The following is a 21,569-nucleotide window of genomic DNA, read 5'->3' as shown; positions in this document are numbered from 1 at the left end:
CCTTACCCCCGCAGTCTCGGCGCCAATTTTTCCCGGAAAATGGCGGTGGGCATGCAGAGCGTTTCGGAAATTGCCAGAGAGATCGTCGCCCGAGAGGGTGGTTTCGTGAATGACCCGGACGATCCGGGCGGGGCCACGAAATACGGCGTCACCATTCACACCATGCGCCGGCTCGGGCTGGACCTGACCGGAGACGGCGTGGTGAATGTGCGTGACGTGCGGCAACTGACCCGGGCGCAGGCCGAAGAGATTTTCATCGACCACTATTTCCGCCGCCCCGGCATTGCCCGCCTGCCCGAACCGTTGCAGGCCAGCGTCTTTGACATGTATGTCAACGCGGGATCGAACGCGGTGAAAATCCTGCAACGGCTGCTGCGGCAGATGGGTCAGCCCCTTGCCGTTGATGGCGCCATCGGCCCCAAGACCGCCGCCGCCGCCACTGCAGCCTTCAACGCCGCGCCCGATCATTTGGTTGATGCCTATGGAATTGCCCGGCGCAGTTATTACTTCCGCCTGGCTGACAGGCGCCCCGCCTCGCGGAAATATGCGCGCACGCGGGCAGGGGGCAAGGGCGGCTGGATCCGTCGCGCCGAGGAATTCATTTCACCCCGCTACCACCTGAGCGCCGCGGAGTTCAAAAAGAGGACCGCATCATGGGGTTGATCGGCCAGTTGCTGAACCTGGTATTCGGCGGCGGGCGCAATGTGGTGGCCGAGACCGCCGAGGTGTTCCGCGAGAACGCCGAGGCCGGTGCTGAGCGCGACGCCGATATGCGCCGGCAGGTTATGGTGCAATATGCCGGCGAGTTCGCGCCGCGGCAGCGCGGCTGGTTCGATCGTTTCATGGACGGGCTCAATCGCCTGCCGCGCCCGGCAATGGCCCTGGGCACGCTGGCGTTGTTCGTCGCGGCGATGACCGACCCGATCTGGTTTGCCGAACGGATGCAGGGGATCGCGCTGGTGCCCGAACCGCTCTGGTGGCTTCTGGGGGCGATCGTGTCCTTCTATTTCGGCGCACGGCATCAGTTGAAAGGGCAGGAGTTCCAGCGCTCGCTCGCGGCCACGATGGCGCGCGCGCCGCAGGTCGTCGACAACATCGCCGCCCTACGGAAACTGCGCGCCCAGAGCCCCGGTGCGGCGGATACCGGCCCGGATGCCGAGCTGACGCTGGCCGCGGTGTCACCGGGTGAGAATGCCGCGCTGGACGATTGGCGCCGCGCTGCCGCCTGACAGAACCCGCGACAATGTGTACACGCGGAAACGCGTTTTCGGATTGGCCCGCTAGGTGCGGCAACCTATACTGCGGGCCATGATAACAGAGCTTGGCCATTTCGCCCTGATCCTGGCATTCTTCACGGCCTGTTTTCAGGCCGTTGTCCCGCTGGTCGGGGCGCATCGAGGATTGCCCGGCTGGATCGCCGTGGCCGAACCGGCCGCAACGCTGCAATTCATCCTGACGGCCACGGCCTTTGCGGCGCTGACCCATGCGTTTGTTCTTTCGGACTTTTCGGTGCAGCTGGTGGTCAGCAACAGCCACACGGCCAAGCCGCTGCTTTACAAGATCACCGGTGTCTGGGGCAATCACGAAGGCTCGATGCTGCTTTGGGTGCTGATCGTCACGCTGTTCGGGGCGATGGTGGCGTGGTTTGGCGGCAATCTGCCCCCCAGTCTGCGCGCCCGCGTCCTGGCGGTCCAGGCGATGATCGGCGCGGCGTTCTTTGCCTTTATCCTCTTTACCTCCAACCCGTTCCTGCGCATGGCGGTGCCGCCCTTTGACGGGCGTGACCTGAACCCGCTCTTGCAGGATCCGGGCCTCGCCTTTCACCCGCCGTTTCTGTACCTGGGTTATGTCGGGCTTTCGATGACCTTCTCCTTTGCTGTCGCTGCCCTGATCGAGGGCCGGGTCGATGCCGCCTGGGGCCGGTGGGTCAGGCCCTATACGCTTGCCGCCTGGATATTCCTGACCATCGGTATCGGGCTGGGCAGCTGGTGGGCCTATTACGAGCTGGGCTGGGGCGGTTTCTGGTTCTGGGATCCGGTTGAGAATGCCAGTTTCATGCCCTGGCTGATCTCGGCGGCGCTGCTGCATTCGTCGATCGTGGTGGAAAAACGCGAATCGCTGAAAAGCTGGACCATCCTGCTGGCGATCATCGCTTTCGGGTTTTCGATGATCGGTGCCTTCATCACCCGCTCGGGTGTCATTACCTCGGTTCATGCCTTTGCCAACGACCCCGAACGCGGCGTCTTCCTGCTGGGCATCCTGGCGGTCTTCATGCTGGGGGGGCTGACCCTGTTTGCCGCGCGGGCGGGGGTGATGCAGGCACGGGGCGTCTTTGGGCTGATCAGCCGCGAATCCGTGCTGGTGGTGAACAATGTCCTGCTTTGCGTTGCGGCCTTTGTCGTGTTTGTCGGCACGATCTGGCCGCTGGTGGCCGAGCTGTTCTTTGACCGCAAGCTGTCCGTCGGGCCGCCGTTCTTCAACCTGGCCTTCACGCCCTTCATGATCGCGCTTGGCCTGGTCCTGCCGGTGGGCGCGATGCTGCCCTGGAAGCGGGCCAGGCTGGGAAGGGTGCTGAAGACCCTGCGCTGGCCCCTTCTGCTGGCGGTTGCCATCGGTGCACTGGCCTGGGCAATGCAGAGCGGGCGATCCGCGCTTGGCCCTGTCGGGTTGTTTCTGGCGGCCTGGCTTGTTTCCGGCTCGGTCATGGATCTCTGGGGGCGCACGGGTCGCGGCACGGACCGCCTGCGGCGGCTGCGCCGTCTGCCCCGTGCCGACTGGGGCAAGGCGGTGGCGCATGGCGGCCTTGGCGTGACCATCGCGGGTGTCGCTGCGATGATGGCCTGGGAGGTCGAGGATATTCGCGTGGTTCAGGTGGGCGACAGCCTTGATCTGGCCGGGTATACGATCACGCTGGACCGCGTGCGCGATATACAGGGGCCGAACTACCTGTCCACCACCGCAGATGTCACCCTGTCGAAAGGCGGAAATGTGATTGCCACCATGCACCCGGAGAAACGTCTTTACCCGGTGGCCGGGATGCCGACGACCGAGGCGGCGCTGAACAACGGGTTTCTGCGCGACATCTACGTCGTGATCGGCGATCCGCAGGCGGGCGGCGGATGGGCGGTGCGCAGCTATTACAAGCCGCTGGCAAACTGGATCTGGGGCGGGTCCATCCTGATGGCGCTTGGCGGCGCGCTGTCGCTGAGCGACCGGCGCTACCGCGTTGCCGCCGGTGCGCGCAAGGCGCCCACGGCGGGGGTGCCCGCGGAATGAAACGCATGATCCTGATCCTGAGCCTTCTGTGCGCGCCGGCCTGGGCGGTCCAGCCTGACGAAGTGCTGGACGACCCGGTGCTTGAGGACCGCGCGCGCGAGCTGTCCAAGGAGTTACGCTGCCTGGTCTGCCGCAATGAGAGCATTGACGATTCCAACGCCGATCTGGCCCGCGACCTGCGCCTGCTGGTGCGTGAACGGCTGGTGGCGGGCGACAGCGATGCCGAGGCGATTGCCTTTATCGTTGATCGCTACGGCGAATATGTGCTGCTGAAACCGCAGCGCGGCGGGTCCAACCTGCTTTTGTGGCTGGCGGGGCCGGTCATGCTGATCCTCGGGGGCGGGCTGGCGGCGCTCTACCTGCGGCGCACCGCCGTCAAGTCGGATGCGGTTGTCGGGCTGAGCGAGGAAGAACAGGCCCGGATCGAGGAAATCATGAAGGAATGACGCGTCGTTCCCCTTTCGCCCGGCGCAGAAATCGGGTTTGACTGCGCGCGTATGACAGGAAAGGGGACCGCCCGTGAAGGATTACCAGACGATCACGCTTGAGCTGGCGGACGATGTTGCCGTTCTCAGCCTGAACCGCGCGGACAAGATGAATGCGCTGAACACGCAGATGCGGGCAGAGATCACCGATGCGGCCGGATTTGCCGGGCGCAAGGCACGGGTGCTGGTGCTGACCGGCAAGGGCAAGGCGTTCTGTTCCGGCCAGGACCTGAGCGACAGCGGCAACGCGGCATCGATTGACCTCGAGCGGGTGCTGAAGGACGAATACATGCCGATGCTGCGCGCGATCAGCGGCTGCCCCATTCCCACGATCAGCGCGGTCAACGGCCCGGCGGCCGGGGCAGGGGCCAACCTGGCGCTGGCTGCGGATGTGGTGATCGCAGCCGAAAGCGCCTATTTCCTGCAGGCCTTCACCCGGATCGGCCTGATCCCCGATGCCGGCGGCACCTATTGGCTGCCCCGCCAGATGGGCGCGGCCAAGGCCATGGGCGCCGCGCTTTTTGCCGAGCCGATCAGCGCCCGCCAGGCGGATGACTGGGGCATGATCTGGGAGGCGGTCGCGGACGATACGTTCGACAGCCATTGGCGTGCCCGCGCGGCGCATCTGGCCAAGGGCCCGACCCAGGCCTATGCAAACCTCAAACAGGCGGTGCGCAACAGCTGGGAAAACGGTTTCGAGAGGCAGTTGGACCTTGAGGCCGAGCTGCAGGGCGATTGCGGCAAGACCCGCGATTTCAAGGAAGGCGTCGTGGCCTTCCTAGAAAAACGCCCGGCGCAGTACGAGGGGCGCTAACCGCGCCGTCGTTGCCACCTACCGGATCGCAGGCGGTCAGTGCTTGGGGGCAGCCGGGCGAACGAAACGGCCAAGCGGTCGGGTGCCCCTCGCGCGGAACCAAGGCCGCAGGCCGCCGCGCGATCGCCAGACCGCCCCCCGGGCTGGCGATTGGCTGATGCCGGTGCATCCTTCTGGTCTTTATCGATCTTGGCAGGGATAAACTGCGCCGAACCAAGCTGGTTCGCCACCCCGCTGTCTGGCGATCGCGCCGCTCGCATTGACTGATCGCTCTGGACTCAAGGCCGTCAGTGCCGCACCGCGCGGTTCTTCATCTTGCTCAAAATACTCCCGTGCGGCGTTGTGGATCAGCGCTTTTCGATATCCACGTAGTCGCGCAGCGTAGATCCCTGGTAAAGCTGCCGCGGGCGGCCGATCTTCAGCTGCGGATCGGCGATCATTTCCTTCCACTGCGAAATCCAGCCCACGGTGCGTGACACGGCAAAGATCGGGGTGAACATCGAGGTGGGGAACCCCATCGCCTCAAGAATGATCCCGGAATAGAAATCAACGTTCGGGAACAGTTTCTTGTCAGCGAAGTAATCATCCTCAAGCGCCTGTTTTTCCAGTTCTTTCGCCACTTGCAGGGTCGGGTTGTCCTCGACCCCCAGAAGCTCCAGCACCTCGTCGGCGGACTGTTTCATCACCTTGGCGCGCGGATCGAAATTCTTGTAGACCCTGTGGCCGAAACCCATCAGGCGGAAATCATCGTCCTTGTCCTTGGCGCGGGCGATATATTCGGGGATCCGGTCCACGGTGCCGATTTCGCGCAGCATCTCGAGGCAGGCCTGGTTGGCGCCGCCATGCGCGGGGCCCCAGAGACAGGCGATGCCGGCGGCGATGCAGGCAAACGGGTTTGCCCCGGAACTGGACGCCAGCCGCACCGTCGAGGTCGACGCGTTCTGTTCGTGATCCGCGTGCAGGGTAAAGATCCGGTCCATCGCGCGGCTGAGGATCGGGTTGACCTCGTAATCCTCGGCCGGCACCGAAAAACACATGCGCAGGAAGTTCGAAGCATAGTCCACATCGTTGCGCGGATAGACGAAGGGCTGACCGATGGTGTACTTGAACGCCATCGCCGCGATGGTCGGCATCTTGGCGATCATGCGGATGGTGGCAACCTCGCGCTGCCAGGGGTCATTGATATCGGTACTGTCGTGGTAGAAGGCGCTGAGCGCGCCGACGACACCCACCATGATCGCCATCGGATGCGCGTCCCGGCGGAAGCCGCGGAAGAGGAAGTGCATCTGCTCGTGCAGCATGGTGTGGTTGGTGACCCGGCTTTCGAAATCCTCCAGCTGGGCGGCCGAGGGGAGATCACCGTAGAGCAACAGGTAGCAGACCTCGAGGTAGTGCGATTTTTCCGCCAGTTGATCAATCGGGTAGCCCCGGTGCAGCAACTCACCCTTGCCGCCATCGATATAGGTGATGGTGCTGTCACAGCTTGCGGTTGAGGTGAAGCCGGGGTCATAGGTGAACACCCCAGCCTGCCCGTAAAGCTTGCGAATGTCGATGACATCGGGCCCGGCGGTCGGAGAAAAAACCGGTAGCTCGTAGGATTTCCCGCCAATTTCCAGCTTTGCGGTTTGTTTGCTGTCAGTCATTTGATCTCCTCCGTCGTCGCGCCCCAGGGCGGCCTGTTCTGATTATTGCCGTACGGTCTGCGCGTCCGTCAGCGGGCGGCATCGGTGAGCCGGGCAATGCTTTCATCCTGACCCAGCACCAGCATCATGTCGAACACACTTGGTGTCGCACTTCTGCCAGCCAGTGCCGCACGCAGGGGTCCGGCCAGTTTTCCGAACTTCATATCGTGATTTTCGGCGAACCGGTTGGCGGTAATTTCCAGTTCCTCTCGGGTCCAAGTAGCATTTTGCAGGTGCGGCGTCAATTCTCGCAGTATACCACGGGATACATCATCCAGCATCTTCGCTGATTTCTCATCCGGCCGGATCGGGCGATCGGCCAGGATAAACTCAGCCTTTTCAAGTAATTCCGGGAAAGTCTTGGCCCGTTCTTTCAGGCAATACATACCCTTTCGGAACAGCGCTTCCCTAACGTCAGTCAATGGTGTCTGGCCGGTGGCGGCCAGGAAATCCGACAGGTCATGCAGCAGTGCAGCATCGTCCGCGGCGGCGATGTGCTGGCCGCAGAGGTTTTCCAGTTTCTTGAAATCGAACCGCGCCGGGGATTTGCCGATGCCGCCAAGGTCGAACCATTCGCGCGCCTGCGCATCGGTAAAGAACTCGTCGTCGCCGTGGCTCCAACCCAGCCGCGCAAGATAGTTGCGCATCCCCGCGGCGGGATAGCCCATGGCGCGGTATTCCTCGACCCCAAGCGCGCCGTGCCGCTTGCTGAGCTTCTTGCCGTCGGGTCCGTGGATCAGCGGAATATGCGCCCAGACCGGCACGTCCCATCCCATCGCCGTATAGATGCCCATCTGCCGCGCGGCGTTGTTGAGGTGATCGTCACCCCGGATCACATGGGTGACACCCATGTCGTGATCGTCCACCACAACCGCAAGCATGTAGACGGGCGTGCCGTCGCTGCGCAGCAGGATCATGTCGTCCAACTGGTCATTGCGGATCGTCACCTCGCCCTGCACCTCGTCGCGGATCACGGTCGTGCCCTCGGTGGGCGTGCGCAGGCGGATCGCGTATGGCGCGTCAGGGTGGGTTGCCGGATCGGCATCGCGCCAGGGGCTCTGGAACAGGGTGGAACGTTTCTCGGCCTGCGCGGCCTCGCGGAAGGCGGCGATTTCCTCCTGGGTGGAAAAGCACTTATAGGCATGGCCCTTGGCCAGCAGGTCACGCGCCACCTCGGCATGGCGCGCGGCGCTGCCGAACTGGCTGACCGCCTCGCCGTCCCAGTCCAGACCCAGCCAGCGCATTCCGTCCAGGATGGCCTGTGTCGCCGCCTCGGTCGAACGGGCACGGTCCGTGTCCTCGATCCTCAGTTTGAATTCGCCGCCATGGTGGCGGGCAAAGAGCCAGTTGAACAGCGCCGTGCGTGCGCCGCCGATATGCAGGAAACCTGTCGGAGAAGGGGCAAAACGGGTCACGACATGTTGTGACATGGGGCAAATTAACCTTTCGGTAACCGGGATGGAGATAGCGTTAACGCCTGTCTATCGACCCGCCAGAGGGGTGACAAGTCTTGGCCTTGGGGCATGTCCTGCAAACCGCGTGGCTGACCCAGCGGGGGCATTTGTTCCCGTGGGTGCCGGTGTTCCTGGCGGTCGGGATCGTGATCTATTTCGCGATCAAATCCGAACCGCCGATCACCAGCTATGGCTGGATCGGGACAGCGGCGGTGCTGCTGGCGGTGGCGACGCGATGGGCGGGCGTCATGCTCGCGCCGTTGCTCTGGGCGGTGGCGCTGGTTGCCGCCGGATTCTGCCTGGCGGGTCTGCGCGCGCACCAGATGGACGCCCCGGTGATCGGCTGGCGCTATTACGGGCCGGTGGAGGGGCGGATCGTGGGGATCGACCGCTCGGCCAGCGACGCGGTGCGCCTGACATTGGACCAGGTCGTGCTGCGCAACCTGCCGCCCGAAGAAACCCCGGAACGGGTGCGGATTTCGCTGCATGGTCAGCAGGGATTCGTCGATCCTGTTCCGGGCCTGAGGGTGATTGCCACGGCCCATATCGCGCCGCCGGGCGGGCCGGTTGAACCCGGCGGTTTCGATTTCCAGCGCCATTCATGGTTCCTGAAACTGGGCGGGGTCGGTTATACGCGCACGCCGCTGCTGGCGATCGCGGCACCAGGGGAGGGGCAGCGGCTGTTCGGGGCGCGCATGGCGCTGTCGGCACGGGTGCAGGCGGCGTTGCCCGGTGAGGTGGGTGCCTTTGCCGCGGCGATCATGACCGGGGACCGCGCCGGCATGGGGCAGGACACCCTGAAAGCGCTGCGCGTGTCGAACCTGGCGCATCTGCTGGCGATCTCTGGCCTGCATATGGGGCTTCTGGCCGGGTTCGTCTTTGCCGTTTTCCGCATCGGCCTTGCCGCCATTCCCTATGTTGGCCTGCGGGTGCCGTCCAAGAAACTGGCGGCGGTGATGGCGATGTGCGTGGCGGCGGGATACCTGGCGCTATCGGGGGGCAATGTCGCCACCGAGCGGGCATTTGTCATGGTGGCGGTGGCCCTGGTGGCGGTGCTGTTTGACCGGCGCGTGTTCAGCCTCAGGGCGGTGGCGGTGGCGGCGGTGATCGTGCTTGTCCTGCGTCCCGAGGCGCTGTTGGGACCGGGGTTCCAGATGTCATTTGCTGCCACCACGGCGCTGGTCGCGGTGTTCGGATGGTTCCGGGATCACAAGATCAGGCTGGGCCCGCGCTGGATGCAGGCGGCCTCGTCGGTCATCATCTCGTCGCTGGTGGCCGGGCTGGCGACCGCGCCGGTGGCTGCAGCGCATTTCAACCAGATCGCCCATTACGGGTTGGTCGCCAACCTGCTCAGCGTGCCGCTGATGGGCGTGCTGGTGATGCCGGCCGCGGTCCTGGCCGCCTGCCTGCTGCCGCTCGGGCTAGAGGGCATCGCGCTCTGGTTAATGGGGCTGGGGCTGCGCTGGATCCTGGGCGTTGCGCATTTCGTCTCCGGCCTCGAAGGCGCGCGCGGCACGGTTGTCAGCCCCGACCCGTATGTCCTGCCGCTGATGGCGCTCGGCGCACTGACAGTCGTCCTCTGGCAGGGGCGCGCACGGCTGGTGGGGGTGGTGCCCGTGATCGCGGCCTTTGCCTTGTGGTCGCAGACCACGCGGCCCGACGTTCTGATCGCCGATACCGGCGCGCTGGTCGGTGTCATGACCGAGGAAGGCCGCGCGCTGAGCAAGGCAAAAGGCGGCGGCTTCATCGCGCTGAACTGGCTGGAGAACGATGGCGACGCGGCCCTTCAGGAACAGGCCGCCGACCGTTGGAACGAGGCCTTGCCAGCCGCCTTCAACATCACCGCCATCCGTGGCAAGCGCGAGGCCGAGGCATTGACCGATTGTGCCAATCCCGACTGGGTGGTGATGAATGTCAATCCGCCCCGCGACCTGCCCTGCCGGGTGATCCACCCGGAAACATTGGCGAAATCTGGCGCTTTGGCGCTTTACCGTACGGCGGATGGCGTTCGGACGGTCTCGGCACGCCAGATCACCGGCGCGCGGCTGTGGAACTCTCAGTAGGTTCTGATCAGACCGACAAGGCAGCCCTGGACCTTGACCTTGTCCTCGGGAAAGACCCGCGTTTCATAGGCCGGGTTCGCGGCCTCCAGCGCGATGGCGTTCCCCTTGCGGAAAAACCGCTTCAGCGTCGCCTCCTGATCCTCGACAAGCGCGACGACGATGTCGCCATTGTCGGCCACGCTGGTTTCGCGGATCACCACGACATCGCCATTGTTGATCCCGGCGTCGATCATGGAATCGCCCTTGACCTCAAGCGCGTAATGTTCGCCCGAACCGCTCAGCATGCTGCCCGGTACCGCCACGTTGTGCGACGCGTGCGAAATCGCCTCGATCGGCACGCCGGCGGCGATCCGGCCCATCACCGGCAGTTCCACGGCGGCCGCAACCTCGACCGGTTGCGCATTGGCGGGCTTGGACAAATCGGGCTTGTCGCCATCGATCACCCGGGGCGAGAAGCCATGCGTGGCGTCGCCCCCGAGGGTTTCGGGCAGTTTCACGATCTCCAGCGCCCGTGCCCGATGGGCGAGGCGCCGGATGAAGCCGCGTTCCTCCAGCGCGGTGATCAGCCGGTGAATACCGGATTTGGACCGCAGGTCCAGCGCCTCTTTCATTTCGTCGAAACTGGGGGGAACACCGTCACGTTGCACACGTTTATGGATAAATTCCAGCAAATCCAACTGCTTCTTGGTCAGCATCTGACAGACCCTCCGGTCATGGTGTTTTGCTTTGTTCTACGCATGTTCCCGTTTTGTGTCAACTGTGGATAACGCCCCGCCTGTCGCAGCATCTTGCTGCGGTCATCGGCTTGGACCCCGCGCCCGGACGAGGTGCCGCGCCCGGAACCCTGCGTCAAGCGGTTGGCGCTAGTCTGCATTGCGGACGAACGTGCCACTGTCGGAAACGGAATTTTCGAAAATTCCTTATCGGAAAATTGCAAATTTTCCGCCCCGTTTTCTTCGAAGAAAACGGTCCCGGTATCAATGGCGCGGGAGACGGCTGAGGTCTCGAAGAGGACCCGTGATGACGTGGGCGAGACCTGCGGCGGTGTCAGATCTGCAGATAAGAGACGTTGTCGCCAGCCTTCCGCGGCCCATCATGCGCGGGTCGGATCAGCAGGGCGTTGGCATCGGCCAGAACCGTGAGCAGAGAGCTGTCCTGCCGGGCCTCAGCGGTGATCTCGCCATCCCGCACGAAGGCGCGCATGTAATGTTCGCGCGGGCCGTTGGCAGGTAGGTCGGCACCAAGCCGCGCGCTGCGGCGGGGCGCGGGGCCGGCGCCCAGGCCCAGCATCGCCCTGATCACCGGGGCCAGAAAGACATGGCCGCAGACCATCGCCGAAACCGGGTTGCCCGGCAGGCCCACCATCACCGCATTGCCCATCCGGCCCGCCATCAGCGGTTTGCCCGGGCGCATGGCGATCTTGTAGAAGGCGCGCTCCATCCCCAGGCTTTCGGCCACGTCGCCCACCAGATCATGATCGCCCACCGAAGCGCCGCCGATGGTCACGATCAGGTCGGCATCTTTCGCCAGATCGAAGGCCGCTTCGAGCAACGGCTTGCTGTCGCCTGCAATCGGCAGGATGCGGGCACGCGCGCCGATCCCGTCCAGCAGGGCCTTGAGCCCGAACGTATTCGACGCGATGATCTGATCGGGGCCTGGATCTTCGCCGGGCATCACCAATTCATCCCCGGTCGAGATCAGCGCCACGTCCGGCCGCCGCGCCACCACGGCTTCGGCGATGTTCATCGACGCCAGCAACGCAATGTCCGATGGCCGCAGCAGGCGCGGGGCCTTCAGCCTGTCACCGGCGCGGAAATCGGCCCCCGCGGGGCGTACGTTGTCGCCGTCGCCCAGCCGGTCGGTCAGGGTGACACAATCGCCGTCGCGCGCGACATCCTCCTGGATGACCACATGATCGGCCCCCTCGGGCAGCGGTGCGCCGGTAAAGATGCGGACAGCCTCGCCTGCGCCGCAGATGCCGTCAAAGCCATGACCGGCGGCGGATTCACCGATCACCTTGAACCGCGCACCTACCGAGACCTCCTGGCCCCGCACCGCATACCCGTCCATCGCCGAGGCGGCAAAGGGCGGCTGGTCGCGCGTTGCAACCGCGTCTTCGGCCAGGACGCGGCCCACGGCCTGGGTCAGCGGAACGGTTTCCGCCCGCAGCGGCGATACCAGCGCGAATAGCTGCTCAAGCGCCTGATCGACGGTGATCATCTGGCCTCGTACCGTCCTGATTTTCCGCCATCTTTCAGGATGACACGGGTGCCGCCGATCTCCATGCCGCGATCCACCGCCTTGCACATGTCATAGACGGTCAGCGCGGCGACATTGGCGGCGGTCAGCGCCTCCATCTCGACGCCCGTCTGGCCGGTGGTTTTCACCGTCGCCTCGATCTGCACGCCGGGCAGGCTGTCATCAAGCGACAGATCCACCGTCACCTTGGTGATCGGCAGCGGGTGGCAAAGCGGGATCAGGTCAGCGGTTTTCTTGGCGCCCATGATCCCGGCCAGCCGGGCAACGGCCAGCACGTCGCCCTTCTTGGCGCGTCCTTCGGCAATGATATCAAAGGTTTCGCGCATCATCCTTACGTGGCAGGCGGCGACCGCGATCCGATCCGTCACTTCCTTGTCCGACACATCGACCATCTGCGCGTCGCCCTTGCCATCGAAATGCGTGAGCCCGGACATTCACATGCCTCCGGGGGTCAGCGGAGAGGCCAGGAGCTCGCGCGTGGCCAGGGCCACGTCATCGGCGCGCATCAGCGTTTCCCCGATCAGGAAGGATCGTGCGCCGTAACGCGCCATGTCGGCCAGGTCTTCGGGCGTGGACAGCCCGCTTTCGCAGACGATCATCCGGTCGACCGGTACCAGTTTGGACAGTTTGCGGGTGGTGTCCAGCGTCGTCTCGAAAGTGTTGAGATCGCGGTTGTTGATCCCGATCAAGGTCGATTTCAGCAACGCGGCGCGTTCCAGTTCGGCCTCGTTATGCACCTCGATCAGCACGTCCATATCCCAGCCCATCGCGGCATCTTCCAACTCGGCCGCCTGGGTATCCTCGACGCTGGCCATGATGATCAGGATGCAGTCGGCGCCAAGCGCACGCGCCTCTGTCACCTGGTAGGGGTCATACATGAAATCCTTGCGCAGGACCGGCAGGTCACAGGCATTGCGGGCCTGGGTCAGGTATTCCTTGGCGCCTTGGAAGCTGGGGGTGTCGGTCAGAACCGACAGGCAGGCCGCGCCGCCCTCGGCATAGGCCTGTGCCAGCGCTTCGGGATCGAAATCCGCGCGGATCAGGCCCTTGGAGGGGCTCGCTTTCTTGATCTCGGCGATGAGGCCATAACCGGGCTGGGCCGCGTGTTGCAGGGCCTCGGTAAACCCGCGGGTGGGGCCGGCCTCTCTCGCGGTGGCTTCGAGCGCCTCGACCGGGGTTTCGGCCTTGGCGGCGGCCACTTCTTCCAGCTTGTAGGCCTTGATCTTTTCCAGGATGGTGGGCGTGTTCATGCGGCCTCCGATGTCAGGGTGGCGAGGGCGGTGACCTTGGCCAGGGCGGCACCGGTATCAATGCTCTCGGCGGCCAGCGCAACCCCGGATTTCAGATCATCCGCCGCCCCGGCAATAACCAGCGCGGCAGAGGCATTCAGCAGCACCGCATCGCGATAGGCGCCGGGTGCGCCGTCCAGCAGGGCGCGAAAGGCCGCCCCGTTCTCCTGCGGTGTGCCGCCCACGATTGCCTCGAACGGGTGCACGGGCAGGCCGAAATCCTCGGGGTGCAGTTCCAGTTCACGCACGGTGCCATCGCTTTCAAGCGCACAGACCCAGGTCACGCCGGTGATCGTCATCTCATCGGTGCCGTCGCTGCCATGCACCAGCCAGGCGCGTTCCGAGCCGAGCTGGCCCAGCGTTTCCGCCATCGGGCGGATCATGGCACGGGAAAACGCGCCGGTCAGCTGGCGCTTGACCCCGGCGGGGTTGGTCAGCGGCCCGAGGATGTTGAAGATGGTGCGGGTGCCCAATTCGGCACGCACCGGGCCGACATGGGCCATCGCGGGGTGGTGCATTGGCGCCATCATGAAGCCGATACCGACGTTTTCAATCGCCTTTTCAACAACTTCTGCGCCGACCATCACGTTGATGCCCATCTGCGCCTGTACATCCGCTGTGCCCGATTTCGACGATAGGTTCTTGTTGCCGTGCTTGGCCACCGGCACCCCCGCGCCGGCCACGACAAAGGCCGTCGCGGTCGAAATGTTGAGCGTGTGCTTGCCGTCGCCGCCGGTGCCGACGATGTCGATCGCCCCCTCGGGCGCACGCACCTTGTTGCACTTGGCGCGCATGACGGCGGCAGCGGCGGCATATTCATCCACGGTTTCCCCCCGCGTCCGCAGCGCCATCAGCAGCCCGCCCACCTGGCTGGGCGTCGCTTCGCCCTCGAACAGGATGTTGAATGCGGTCTCAGCCTCGTCCCGCGTCAGCGGCCGGTCAGCAGCGGCGCCGATCAGCGGTTTGATGTCGTCGCTCATGCAGGCACCTTCATCGTGTCGAGGAAATTCTTCAGCAGCGCATGGCCATGTTCCGACGCGACGGATTCGGGGTGGAACTGTACGCCGTGGATCGGCAATTCGCGGTGGCGCAGCCCCATGATCGTGCCATCCTCAAGCTCGGCGTTGACCTCAAGGCTTTCGGGCAGGCTGTCACGCTCGACCACCAGCGAATGATAGCGCGTCGCCTCGAATGGCGAGGGCAGCCCCGCAAAGACGCCGGTGCCCTGGTGGTGCATGATGCCCATCTTGCCGTGCACGATCTCGGAATGGCGGATGACGCTGCCGCCAAAGGCCTGGCCGATCGCCTGGTGGCCCAGGCAGACACCCAGCAGGGGCGTTCCCGTCTCGGCCGCCGCCGCGACCAGCGCCAGGCAGATGCCCGCCTGATCCGGGTCGCAGGGGCCGGGGCTGAGCAGGATACCCGCCGGATTCATGCCCATCGCCTCTTGCACGTTCAGTGCATCATTGCGGCGCACGACGACCTCTGCCCCAAGCTCGCCCACGTAATGCACGAGGTTATAGGTGAAACTGTCGTAGTTATCGATCAAGAGCAGCATCTCGCCAGTCCTTGCTTTTGGGGGGCTGGAGGCCCCATATAGGGTCGCGCTATACTTGTTCAGTCTTGCAAGGCAGCGTCAAGGGGCGCAAAGCTGGGAAAACGGCAAATAGAGAGGCAGAGGCAGTGGCACGGGGAAGTTTATCAGGCGCGATCACCGGATTGGCGGTCTCGGCATTGGCGGTGGGAACGGCATCGGTGATGACCGAGGTGCCGGGAACGGGCGCGCCGCAGGCAACGGCAATCGAAGTGCCGGCCGGATCCGAGTTCGACCAGTCGCGTGACGATACCCAGGCCAACCTGCCCGCAGCGCAGGAAACGCCCGATGCCGGTGATGTCGCGCGGATCGAAGCGCCCAAGCCGGATGACCTGAGCACGATTGATACCGACGCCACCGCCAGCGCCGCCCAACCCGAGACCGGCGATACCGAACTGGCGCTGAATGCGCCTGTTGCCGGCGAAGACGCCGCGCCGGGCATCGCGGTAGACACCGAGAACCCGGTCTTGCCGACACCGCAGGCCAACGCCCCCGAGGCCCCCGCGGGTGAGGAAGAGCTGTCGATCTCGACCGAACCGGCGCAGCCCAGCCTGCCGGATGTTTCGGATGAGGAAACGGCCTTTGCCGCGCCCGGGGACAGCCCCACCGAGACAGCCGAAGAGGACGCCCGCGCGATCGAAGAGCCCGAAATTGCCGCCGCCGATCCGGCACCGGAGGCAGAGCCGTCCGCAGAAGCCGAACCGGAGACCACCGTGGAGGCGCAGCCGGAACCGACGGCGGAAGCAGAGCCGGAAACCACCGCAGCGGCGGAGCCGGAACCGGCCACTGATGCGGGTGCTGCCACCGATGCCACGGCCGGGCAAACCCAAACGGTCGAAGTTCAGGACAACGTGGCAGAGCCGAACCTGCCGGTGATCGAAGCGCCAGACACCGCCCCGGAGGAGGTGCCGGCAACCCCTGAAGCCACCGAAGAAGTCGCGGCCGAAACTGAACAATCCGACGAGCCATCCGGCACGATCGACAATATCGCGCCCAACGTGACAACCGACCGGCTGCCGTCGGTTACGGGCGACGATCCGGCGCCGACCGGAGAAGAAGATACAGCAGAGGCCGCGCCATCGGAAGAAGGCACCGCCGTTGCCGATCCCGACATGCCGCCGATCCAGCGTTATGCCGCCGCGTTCGAGAACCCCGATGGCAAACCGCTGATGTCGATCGTCCTGATCGACGACGGCAACAGCCCGATCGGCCTAGATGCGCTTCAGAGCTTTCCCTACCCGCTGAATTTCGCCGTCGACACCGCCTGGCCGGGGGCCGGGGCCGCGATGCAGAAATACCGCGATGCGGGGTTCGAGGTGCTGGCGATGGTCGACCTGCCAGCAGGTCAGGCGGCGACCGAGACCGAGGTGTCGATGCAGACCTATCTTGAACGCGTCCCCGAGGCCGTCGCGGTGATGGAAGGCGTCGGCAGCGGGCTGCAAGCAGGGCGCGAGGCAAGCGAGCAGCTGGCGGAGATCCTGCGCGACAGCGGCCACGGTGCGGTGCTGTTTTCCAACGGGCTAAACACCGCGCAGAAGCTGATCGCGCGCGAGGGCGTCCCCTCGGCCAGCGTGTTCCGGGATTTCGACGCCAAGGGGCAGAATGCAACCGTGATCCGCCGGTTCCTGGATCAGGCGGCGTTCCGCGCGGGCCAGGAGGAAAAGGGCGTTGTCATGGTGGGACGGCTGCGTGCCGACACGATCAGCGCGCTCTTGCTCTGGGGGTTGCAGGATCGCGCGGGCCGTGTTGCGATTGCGCCGGTGTCGGCCCTTCTGCAAGCCGAATAGCGCCGCGCGCGTGCGGCATTGACCGGCTGGTGCTAGACTGGCGCAGGAGAGGGGGAAGCCATGCCGCATGTTTCGCTGAACGGGGTCAAGATTCACTATACGGATAGCGGCGGGGACGGCGAGACCATCGTGTTCTCTCATGGATTGCTGTTTTCCGGCGCCATGTTCGAAGCCCAGGTCGCGGCGCTGCGTGCCGGGTATCGGTGCATCACCTTCGATCACCGCGGCCAGGGCGGCAGTGACGTGACGGAGGACGGTTATGACATGGACACGCTTACCGAGGACGCCGCCGGGCTGATCCGCGCGCTGGACGCCGGCCCCTGCCATTTTGTCGGGTTGTCGATGGGCGGGTTCGTCGGCATGCGACTGGCAGTACGCCATGCCGGGCTGATCCGGTCGCTGACCCTGATCGAGACCTCGGCGGATGCCGAACCAGCCGATAACGTCCCACGCTACGGGAAATTGAATTTCGTCGCCCGGTGGATCGGTCTCTGGGCCGTGATCGGGCGGGTGATGCCGATCATGTTCGGCCAGAGCTTCCTGTCCGATCCGGACCGTGCGGACGAGCGCGCGCGCTGGCGCAAGGCGATCCTGTCCAATCACCGCATCGGCATCACCCGTGCGGTAAACGGGGTCATCGCGCGCGATGCATTCGAAGCAGAGCTTTCGGGCATCACCCAGCCGGTCCTGATCATCGTCGGTGACGAGGATGTGGCAACGGTTCCGGCCAAGTCCGAACGCATGCACGCGGCGATTGCCGGGTCACGTCTGGTCGTGATCGAGGGGGCCGGCCATAGCTCGACCATCGAGAGGCCGGAGGCGGTGAACGAGGCGCTGACATCATTCATTGCCGGTTTGCAGACAGGGGCGTGACGGCGGTTATTCAGCGCCGGCCGGGCGGTGAATTGTCCGGCCGCCACTGTCCCGGCGGGATCCCCGCCAGCGTCCAGTCACCGACTTGCCAGCGCACCAGTCTCAGCGTCGGGTGGCCCACATGCGCCGTCATCCTGCGAACCTGCCGGTTTCGGCCCTCGGATATGGTGATTTCCAGCCAGCAATCGGGCACGGATTTGCGAAAGCGCACCGGCGGGGTGCGGGGCCATAGGACGGGCGGGTCAATCCGCCGGACCTGCGCGGGCCGGGTCGGTCCGTCTTTCAGGGTGACGCCCTGGCGCAGTGCCGCCAGCGACAGTTCGTCGGGCAGCCCCTCGACCTGCACCAGATAGGTTTTCTGCATCTTGTGGCGTGGGTTGGCGATGCGGGCCTGCAATCTGCCGTCATCGGTCAGGATCAGCAGCCCCTCGCTGTCGCGGTCCAGACGCCCGGCGGGATAGACCCCCGGCAGGTCGATGTAATCCGACAAGGTGGCACGCGGGCTGTCCGTGGTGCCCTTGTCGGTGAATTGCGACAACACGCCGAAGGGTTTGTTGAACAGGATCAGACGGGCCATCGGGGCCTCAGGAATTGCCGTTCCCGGTGAACCGGGCCGCGTCCGCCGCCGCGCGGCGTATGGCGTTGGATTTGTGCACGGTTTCCATGTATTCCGCCTCGGGGTCGCTGTCATAGACAACGCCGCCACCGGCCTGAATGTATAGCTTTTCGTCCTTGACCACCGCCGTGCGCAGGGCGATGCAGACATCCATGTCGCCGTTTGCGCTGAAATAGCCGACACCGCCGCCATAGACGCCGCGCTTTTCCGGCTCCAGCTCGTCGATGATCTCCATCGCGCGGACCTTGGGCGCGCCCGAGACCGTTCCCGCGGGCAGGCCGGCCAGCAGCGCGCTCAGCGCGTCCTGATCGTCGGCCAGTTCGCCGACCACGTTGCTGACAATGTGCATCACATGGCTGTAGCGCTCGATGATGAATTCCTCGGTCGGGCGCACGGTGCCGATCTTGCTGACCCGGCTGGCGTCGTTGCGGCCCAGATCCAGCAGCATCAGGTGTTCGGCCAGTTCCTTGGTATCGGCCAGCAGATCCTTTTCGTGGGCGCGGTCCTCTTCCGGGGTGGCGCCGCGGGGGCGGGTCCCGGCGATCGGGCGGATCGTGACCTCGTTACCGAAGACGCGCACCAGGATTTCGGGGCTGGCGCCCACCACCTGGAAACCGCCGAAGTTGAAATAGAACATGAAGGGCGACGGGTTGGTGCGCCTGAGCGAGCGGTAGAGCGCAAAGGGCGGCTGGCGAAACGGCTGGGTCCAGCGCTGGCTGGGCACGACCTGAAAGATATCGCCCGCGCGGATGTATTCCTTGGCGGTCTCGACCGCCTCCTTGTAGGCCTCAGGCGTGAAATTCGACACCGGCGGCGCGTCCTCATGCGCCTCGCCCAGGTCGCGGGCTTGCTGGGGCAGGGCGCGTTCAAGGTCGCGCGTCGCATCCATCACCCGTTCGGCCGCCTGCGCATAGGCGGCGCGCGGGCTGAGGCCGGAATTGGCCCAGGCAGGGGCCACGACGATCACCTCGCCCTTGACGCCGTCCAGAACGGCGACCACCGAGGGTCGCAGCATCACCGCGTCGGGCAGGCCCAGCGGATCGGGGTTCACGTCGGGCAGATGCTCGACCAGCCGGATCATGTCATAGCCCAGATAGCCGAACAGCCCGGCGCTTGCCGCCGGAAGACCTTCGGGCAGGTCGATCCGGCACTCGCCGATCAGCGCGCGCAGGTTGTCCAGCGGTGCGCCGCCCTCGGCCTCGAAATTTTCGGGGTCCAGCCGGGCCTGCCGGTTGATGCGGCTGGTTTGCCCGTGGCACTGCCAGATCAGGTCGGGTTTCATGCCGATGATCGAATAGCGTCCGCGGACCTCTCCGCCGGTCACGGATTCCAGCATGAAGGCATCGCGCGCCGCCCCCGTCAGCTTGAGCATCAGCGACACGGGCGTGTCCAGGTCGGCCGCCAGGCGGGCATAGACAACCTGATTGCGCCCGGCCTCGAACCCGCTGGCGAATGCGTCAAAACTGGGGGTCAGGTCCACGGGCGCCGGCTCCTACTGAAAGTTCGAATGGACAGCGTTCAGCGCCTGCTGGTTCAACTCGATCCCCGCGCGGGTGCGGATGTCATTGGCCAGGATCTGGTAGAGGTCCTGCGCCATGCTGCTGGCGGTCTGGGCCTGGATGCTCTGACGCAGGACGGCCAGATCCGCCTCCGACGTGTCGGGTTTGCGCACTTCGTCCAGCCGCAGCACAAAGACGCGCCCACCGCCCTGGATCAGCTCGACATCGCCCTTGGCCATGCCGAAGACGGTTTCGGAAAGTTCCGCCGGAACGTCGGCCTGCGAGCCGCGCCGGGTCAGGCCGGACGCTGATTGCGCCGTCATGCCCAGTTCGTCGAACGGGGTGCCTTCGGTCAGCCGGGCCGCCTGTGCCTGCACCTGGGCGTTCAGCGCTTCTTCGACGGCATTGCGCTGCCACGCTTCCTCGACCTCGGCGCGGACCTGGTCCAGCGGTTGCAGGGTCGGGGGAACAACCTCGTCCAGCCGCATGGCGAAGATGCCGCCATCCTCCAGCTGCATCACGTCGGGATAATCCTCGGACGTGATCGCAACTGCCGCCTGGCGAAAGGCGCTATAGGCGGCGATGTCGTCAGAGACGCCTTCGTGCCAGTCGATCGTCCCCAGCTGCATCTCGGTTTCCGATGCCAGGTCTTCGATCGTGGCACCGCCCGCCAGCAGGTCATCCACCGATTCAATCTGGCTGTCGACAACGCGGCGCGCGCGGTCCGCGGCGATTTCGTCACGCAGGTCGGGCAGGGCCTGTTCGAACGTGGTCTCCCGCGCCGCCAGAATCGCGTTCACCCGGAACAGCGCCGGGCCGATCGGGCTGTCGAGCGGGCCCACGACATCACCGGCCTCGGCGGCAAAAACCGCGTCTCCGGCAGCCTCAAGCTCGACCTTGCGGACATCCCCCAGATCAATATCCGCCAGTTCCAGCCCGCGTTCCTCGACCAGCGCCTCGAACGTGGTATCGCCGCCGGTGATCCGGTCAAGCGCGGCCGTGGCGCTGTCGGCGTCGCCAAAGGCCAGCCGTTCGACCAGCCGGCGTTCGGGCTGCACATATTCCTCGATGCGGTCCTCATAGGCGTCGCGTAGGATGCTTTCCTCGACCTCGACCGTGTCGATGATCATGTCCGGGGTCATCCAGGCATAGGTCAGGCGCTTGGTTTCGGGGATGGTGAACTCGGCCGGGTTGGCCTCGTGATAGGCGCGCAGGTCCTGATCGGTGGGCACGGGAACGCCGGCCTCCAGATCGTCCTGGTCCAGCACGGCCCAGGTGATGTCACGCTCTTCCGCCAGGAAATTCAGCAGGCTATCGGTATAGGCGTCGGGAACGCTGACACCGCCCAGTACGGCGTTTTGCAGGATCGTACTGGCCTCTTGGGCGCGCAGGTCGTTTTCGAATTCGGCCTCGCTGGTGCCGGCCTGTTCCAGCGCAAAGCGATAGGCCTCGCGGTCGAAATCGCCGCTGACACCGCGGAAGGCGTCCAGCTGTGTGATCCGCTCGCGCAGGTTGCCATCGCCGATGGATATGCCCAGCCGCCGGGTTTCCTCTTCCAGCGCAGTGACGGCCACCAGCTGCGACAGCACGGCGGCGTCGATCCCGGCCTCTTGGGCCTGGGCAAAGCTGACCGGGGCGCCCAGCTGCGATTCAAGCGCGCGGATCTGGTTCTGCAGGGCGCGGGCATATTCGTTGATCCCGATCTCGGTTTCACCGACCGATCCGACGCTGCGCACGGACCCCGACAGGTTGGTTACGCCAAAACCGCCAAGGCCCAGGATCAACAGGCCCATCAGGATCCAGACCAGAGTTTTCGAGATACCTTTACCCGCCATGTCGTATTCTTTTCATTGCTGAGGAAACGTCGTGCTTCGCGAC

At 65.0% G+C, this 21,569-nt stretch carries 19 protein-coding genes; 8 read left to right on the top strand and 11 right to left on the bottom strand.

Features of this window, described 5'->3' with window-relative positions; all coding sequences use genetic code 11:
• The first annotated feature begins 51 nt into the window (after nucleotides 1-51).
• From AAFO92_RS09305 to AAFO92_RS09285, 5 genes are all read left to right on the top strand, one after another.
• A complete protein-coding gene (locus AAFO92_RS09305) occupies nucleotides 52-663 on the top strand; it encodes a holin-associated N-acetylmuramidase (RefSeq protein WP_347534456.1) in 612 nt (203 codons plus the stop codon).
• Entirely contained in the window at nucleotides 654-1,229 is a 576-nt protein-coding gene (locus tag AAFO92_RS09300; RefSeq protein ID WP_347534455.1) for a holin family protein, read from the top strand. The genes AAFO92_RS09305 and AAFO92_RS09300 overlap by 10 nt, the downstream gene beginning before the upstream one ends.
• A gap of 79 nt (nucleotides 1,230-1,308) precedes the next feature.
• Complete coding sequence (locus AAFO92_RS09295) at nucleotides 1,309-3,276, top strand: heme lyase CcmF/NrfE family subunit (RefSeq protein WP_347534454.1); 1,968 nt, start codon at nucleotides 1,309-1,311, stop codon at nucleotides 3,274-3,276.
• On the top strand, nucleotides 3,273-3,722 hold the full coding sequence (locus AAFO92_RS09290) for a cytochrome c-type biogenesis protein (protein ID WP_347534453.1): 450 nt from the start codon (nucleotides 3,273-3,275) through the stop codon (nucleotides 3,720-3,722). The genes AAFO92_RS09295 and AAFO92_RS09290 overlap by 4 nt, the downstream gene beginning before the upstream one ends.
• A 73-nt stretch (nucleotides 3,723-3,795) precedes the next feature.
• The gene (locus tag AAFO92_RS09285; RefSeq protein ID WP_347534452.1) at nucleotides 3,796-4,575 is read left to right on the top strand and encodes an enoyl-CoA hydratase-related protein; all 780 of its coding nucleotides are present in this window, start codon (nucleotides 3,796-3,798) and stop codon (nucleotides 4,573-4,575) included.
• Between the two features lie 347 nt (nucleotides 4,576-4,922).
• Here AAFO92_RS09285 and gltA read toward each other — a convergent pair whose 3' ends face one another.
• Nucleotides 4,923-6,218: a citrate synthase gene (gene gltA / locus AAFO92_RS09280; RefSeq protein ID WP_347534451.1), complete on the bottom strand. Its 1,296-nt coding sequence runs from the start codon at nucleotides 6,216-6,218 to the stop codon at nucleotides 4,923-4,925.
• Between the two features lie 68 nt (nucleotides 6,219-6,286).
• A complete protein-coding gene (gene gltX / locus AAFO92_RS09275) occupies nucleotides 6,287-7,687 on the bottom strand; it encodes a glutamate--tRNA ligase (RefSeq protein WP_347534450.1) in 1,401 nt (466 codons plus the stop codon).
• A gap of 80 nt (nucleotides 7,688-7,767) precedes the next feature.
• Between gltX and AAFO92_RS09270 the strand changes: the two genes are divergently transcribed.
• The gene (locus AAFO92_RS09270; RefSeq protein ID WP_347534449.1) at nucleotides 7,768-9,774 is read left to right on the top strand and encodes a ComEC/Rec2 family competence protein; all 2,007 of its coding nucleotides are present in this window, start codon (nucleotides 7,768-7,770) and stop codon (nucleotides 9,772-9,774) included.
• On the opposite strand, the gene lexA is transcribed toward AAFO92_RS09270, so the two are convergent.
• From lexA to AAFO92_RS09240, 6 genes are all read right to left on the bottom strand, one after another.
• Entirely contained in the window at nucleotides 9,768-10,469 is a 702-nt protein-coding gene (gene lexA / locus AAFO92_RS09265; RefSeq protein ID WP_347534448.1) for a transcriptional repressor LexA, read from the bottom strand. The two genes, AAFO92_RS09270 and lexA, sit on opposite strands and share 7 nt — an antisense overlap.
• Nucleotides 10,470-10,821: 352 nt before the next feature.
• Complete coding sequence (gene glp, locus AAFO92_RS09260) at nucleotides 10,822-11,994, bottom strand: gephyrin-like molybdotransferase Glp (RefSeq protein ID WP_347534447.1); 1,173 nt, start codon at nucleotides 11,992-11,994, stop codon at nucleotides 10,822-10,824.
• On the bottom strand, nucleotides 11,991-12,467 hold the full coding sequence (gene moaC, locus AAFO92_RS09255; RefSeq protein ID WP_347534446.1) for a cyclic pyranopterin monophosphate synthase MoaC: 477 nt from the start codon (nucleotides 12,465-12,467) through the stop codon (nucleotides 11,991-11,993). The genes glp and moaC overlap by 4 nt, the downstream gene beginning before the upstream one ends.
• Nucleotides 12,468-13,283, bottom strand: a complete 816-nt coding sequence (gene trpC, locus AAFO92_RS09250) for an indole-3-glycerol phosphate synthase TrpC (RefSeq protein ID WP_347534445.1) — start codon at nucleotides 13,281-13,283, stop codon at nucleotides 12,468-12,470.
• Entirely contained in the window at nucleotides 13,280-14,302 is a 1,023-nt protein-coding gene (gene trpD, locus AAFO92_RS09245; RefSeq protein ID WP_347534444.1) for an anthranilate phosphoribosyltransferase, read from the bottom strand. The genes trpC and trpD overlap by 4 nt, the downstream gene beginning before the upstream one ends.
• Nucleotides 14,299-14,880, bottom strand: coding sequence for an aminodeoxychorismate/anthranilate synthase component II (locus AAFO92_RS09240; protein WP_347534443.1), 582 nt, complete (start codon nucleotides 14,878-14,880; stop codon nucleotides 14,299-14,301). The genes trpD and AAFO92_RS09240 overlap by 4 nt, the downstream gene beginning before the upstream one ends.
• Before the next feature lie 125 nt (nucleotides 14,881-15,005).
• Here AAFO92_RS09240 and AAFO92_RS09235 point away from each other — a divergent pair, with 125 nt between their 5' ends.
• Together AAFO92_RS09235 and AAFO92_RS09230 are read left to right on the top strand one after the other, a co-directional pair.
• A complete protein-coding gene (locus AAFO92_RS09235; protein ID WP_347534442.1) occupies nucleotides 15,006-16,703 on the top strand; it encodes a divergent polysaccharide deacetylase family protein in 1,698 nt (565 codons plus the stop codon).
• A gap of 60 nt (nucleotides 16,704-16,763) precedes the next feature.
• Complete coding sequence (locus tag AAFO92_RS09230) at nucleotides 16,764-17,576, top strand: alpha/beta hydrolase (protein ID WP_347534441.1); 813 nt, start codon at nucleotides 16,764-16,766, stop codon at nucleotides 17,574-17,576.
• A 10-nt stretch (nucleotides 17,577-17,586) separates the two neighbouring features.
• Here AAFO92_RS09230 and AAFO92_RS09225 read toward each other — a convergent pair whose 3' ends face one another.
• From AAFO92_RS09225 to AAFO92_RS09215, 3 genes are read right to left on the bottom strand one after another with little or no spacing between them, the layout of a single operon-like run.
• Nucleotides 17,587-18,153, bottom strand: a complete 567-nt coding sequence (locus AAFO92_RS09225) for a pseudouridine synthase (protein ID WP_347534440.1) — start codon at nucleotides 18,151-18,153, stop codon at nucleotides 17,587-17,589.
• Nucleotides 18,154-18,160: 7 nt separating this feature from the next.
• Nucleotides 18,161-19,672, bottom strand: coding sequence for an anthranilate synthase component I (gene trpE / locus AAFO92_RS09220; protein WP_347534439.1), 1,512 nt, complete (start codon nucleotides 19,670-19,672; stop codon nucleotides 18,161-18,163).
• A gap of 12 nt (nucleotides 19,673-19,684) precedes the next feature.
• Nucleotides 19,685-21,526, bottom strand: coding sequence for a peptidyl-prolyl cis-trans isomerase (locus AAFO92_RS09215; RefSeq protein ID WP_347534438.1), 1,842 nt, complete (start codon nucleotides 21,524-21,526; stop codon nucleotides 19,685-19,687).
• Nucleotides 21,527-21,569: the final 43 nt, after the last annotated feature.

The sequence above is a fragment of the Roseovarius sp. CAU 1744 genome, assembly GCF_039839345.1.
In the GTDB taxonomy this organism is placed as follows: Bacteria; Pseudomonadota; Alphaproteobacteria; order Rhodobacterales; family Rhodobacteraceae; genus Roseovarius.
Note: the sequence above shows the minus strand (reverse complement) of the source record. Positions and strands in the feature narration are given on the sequence as shown.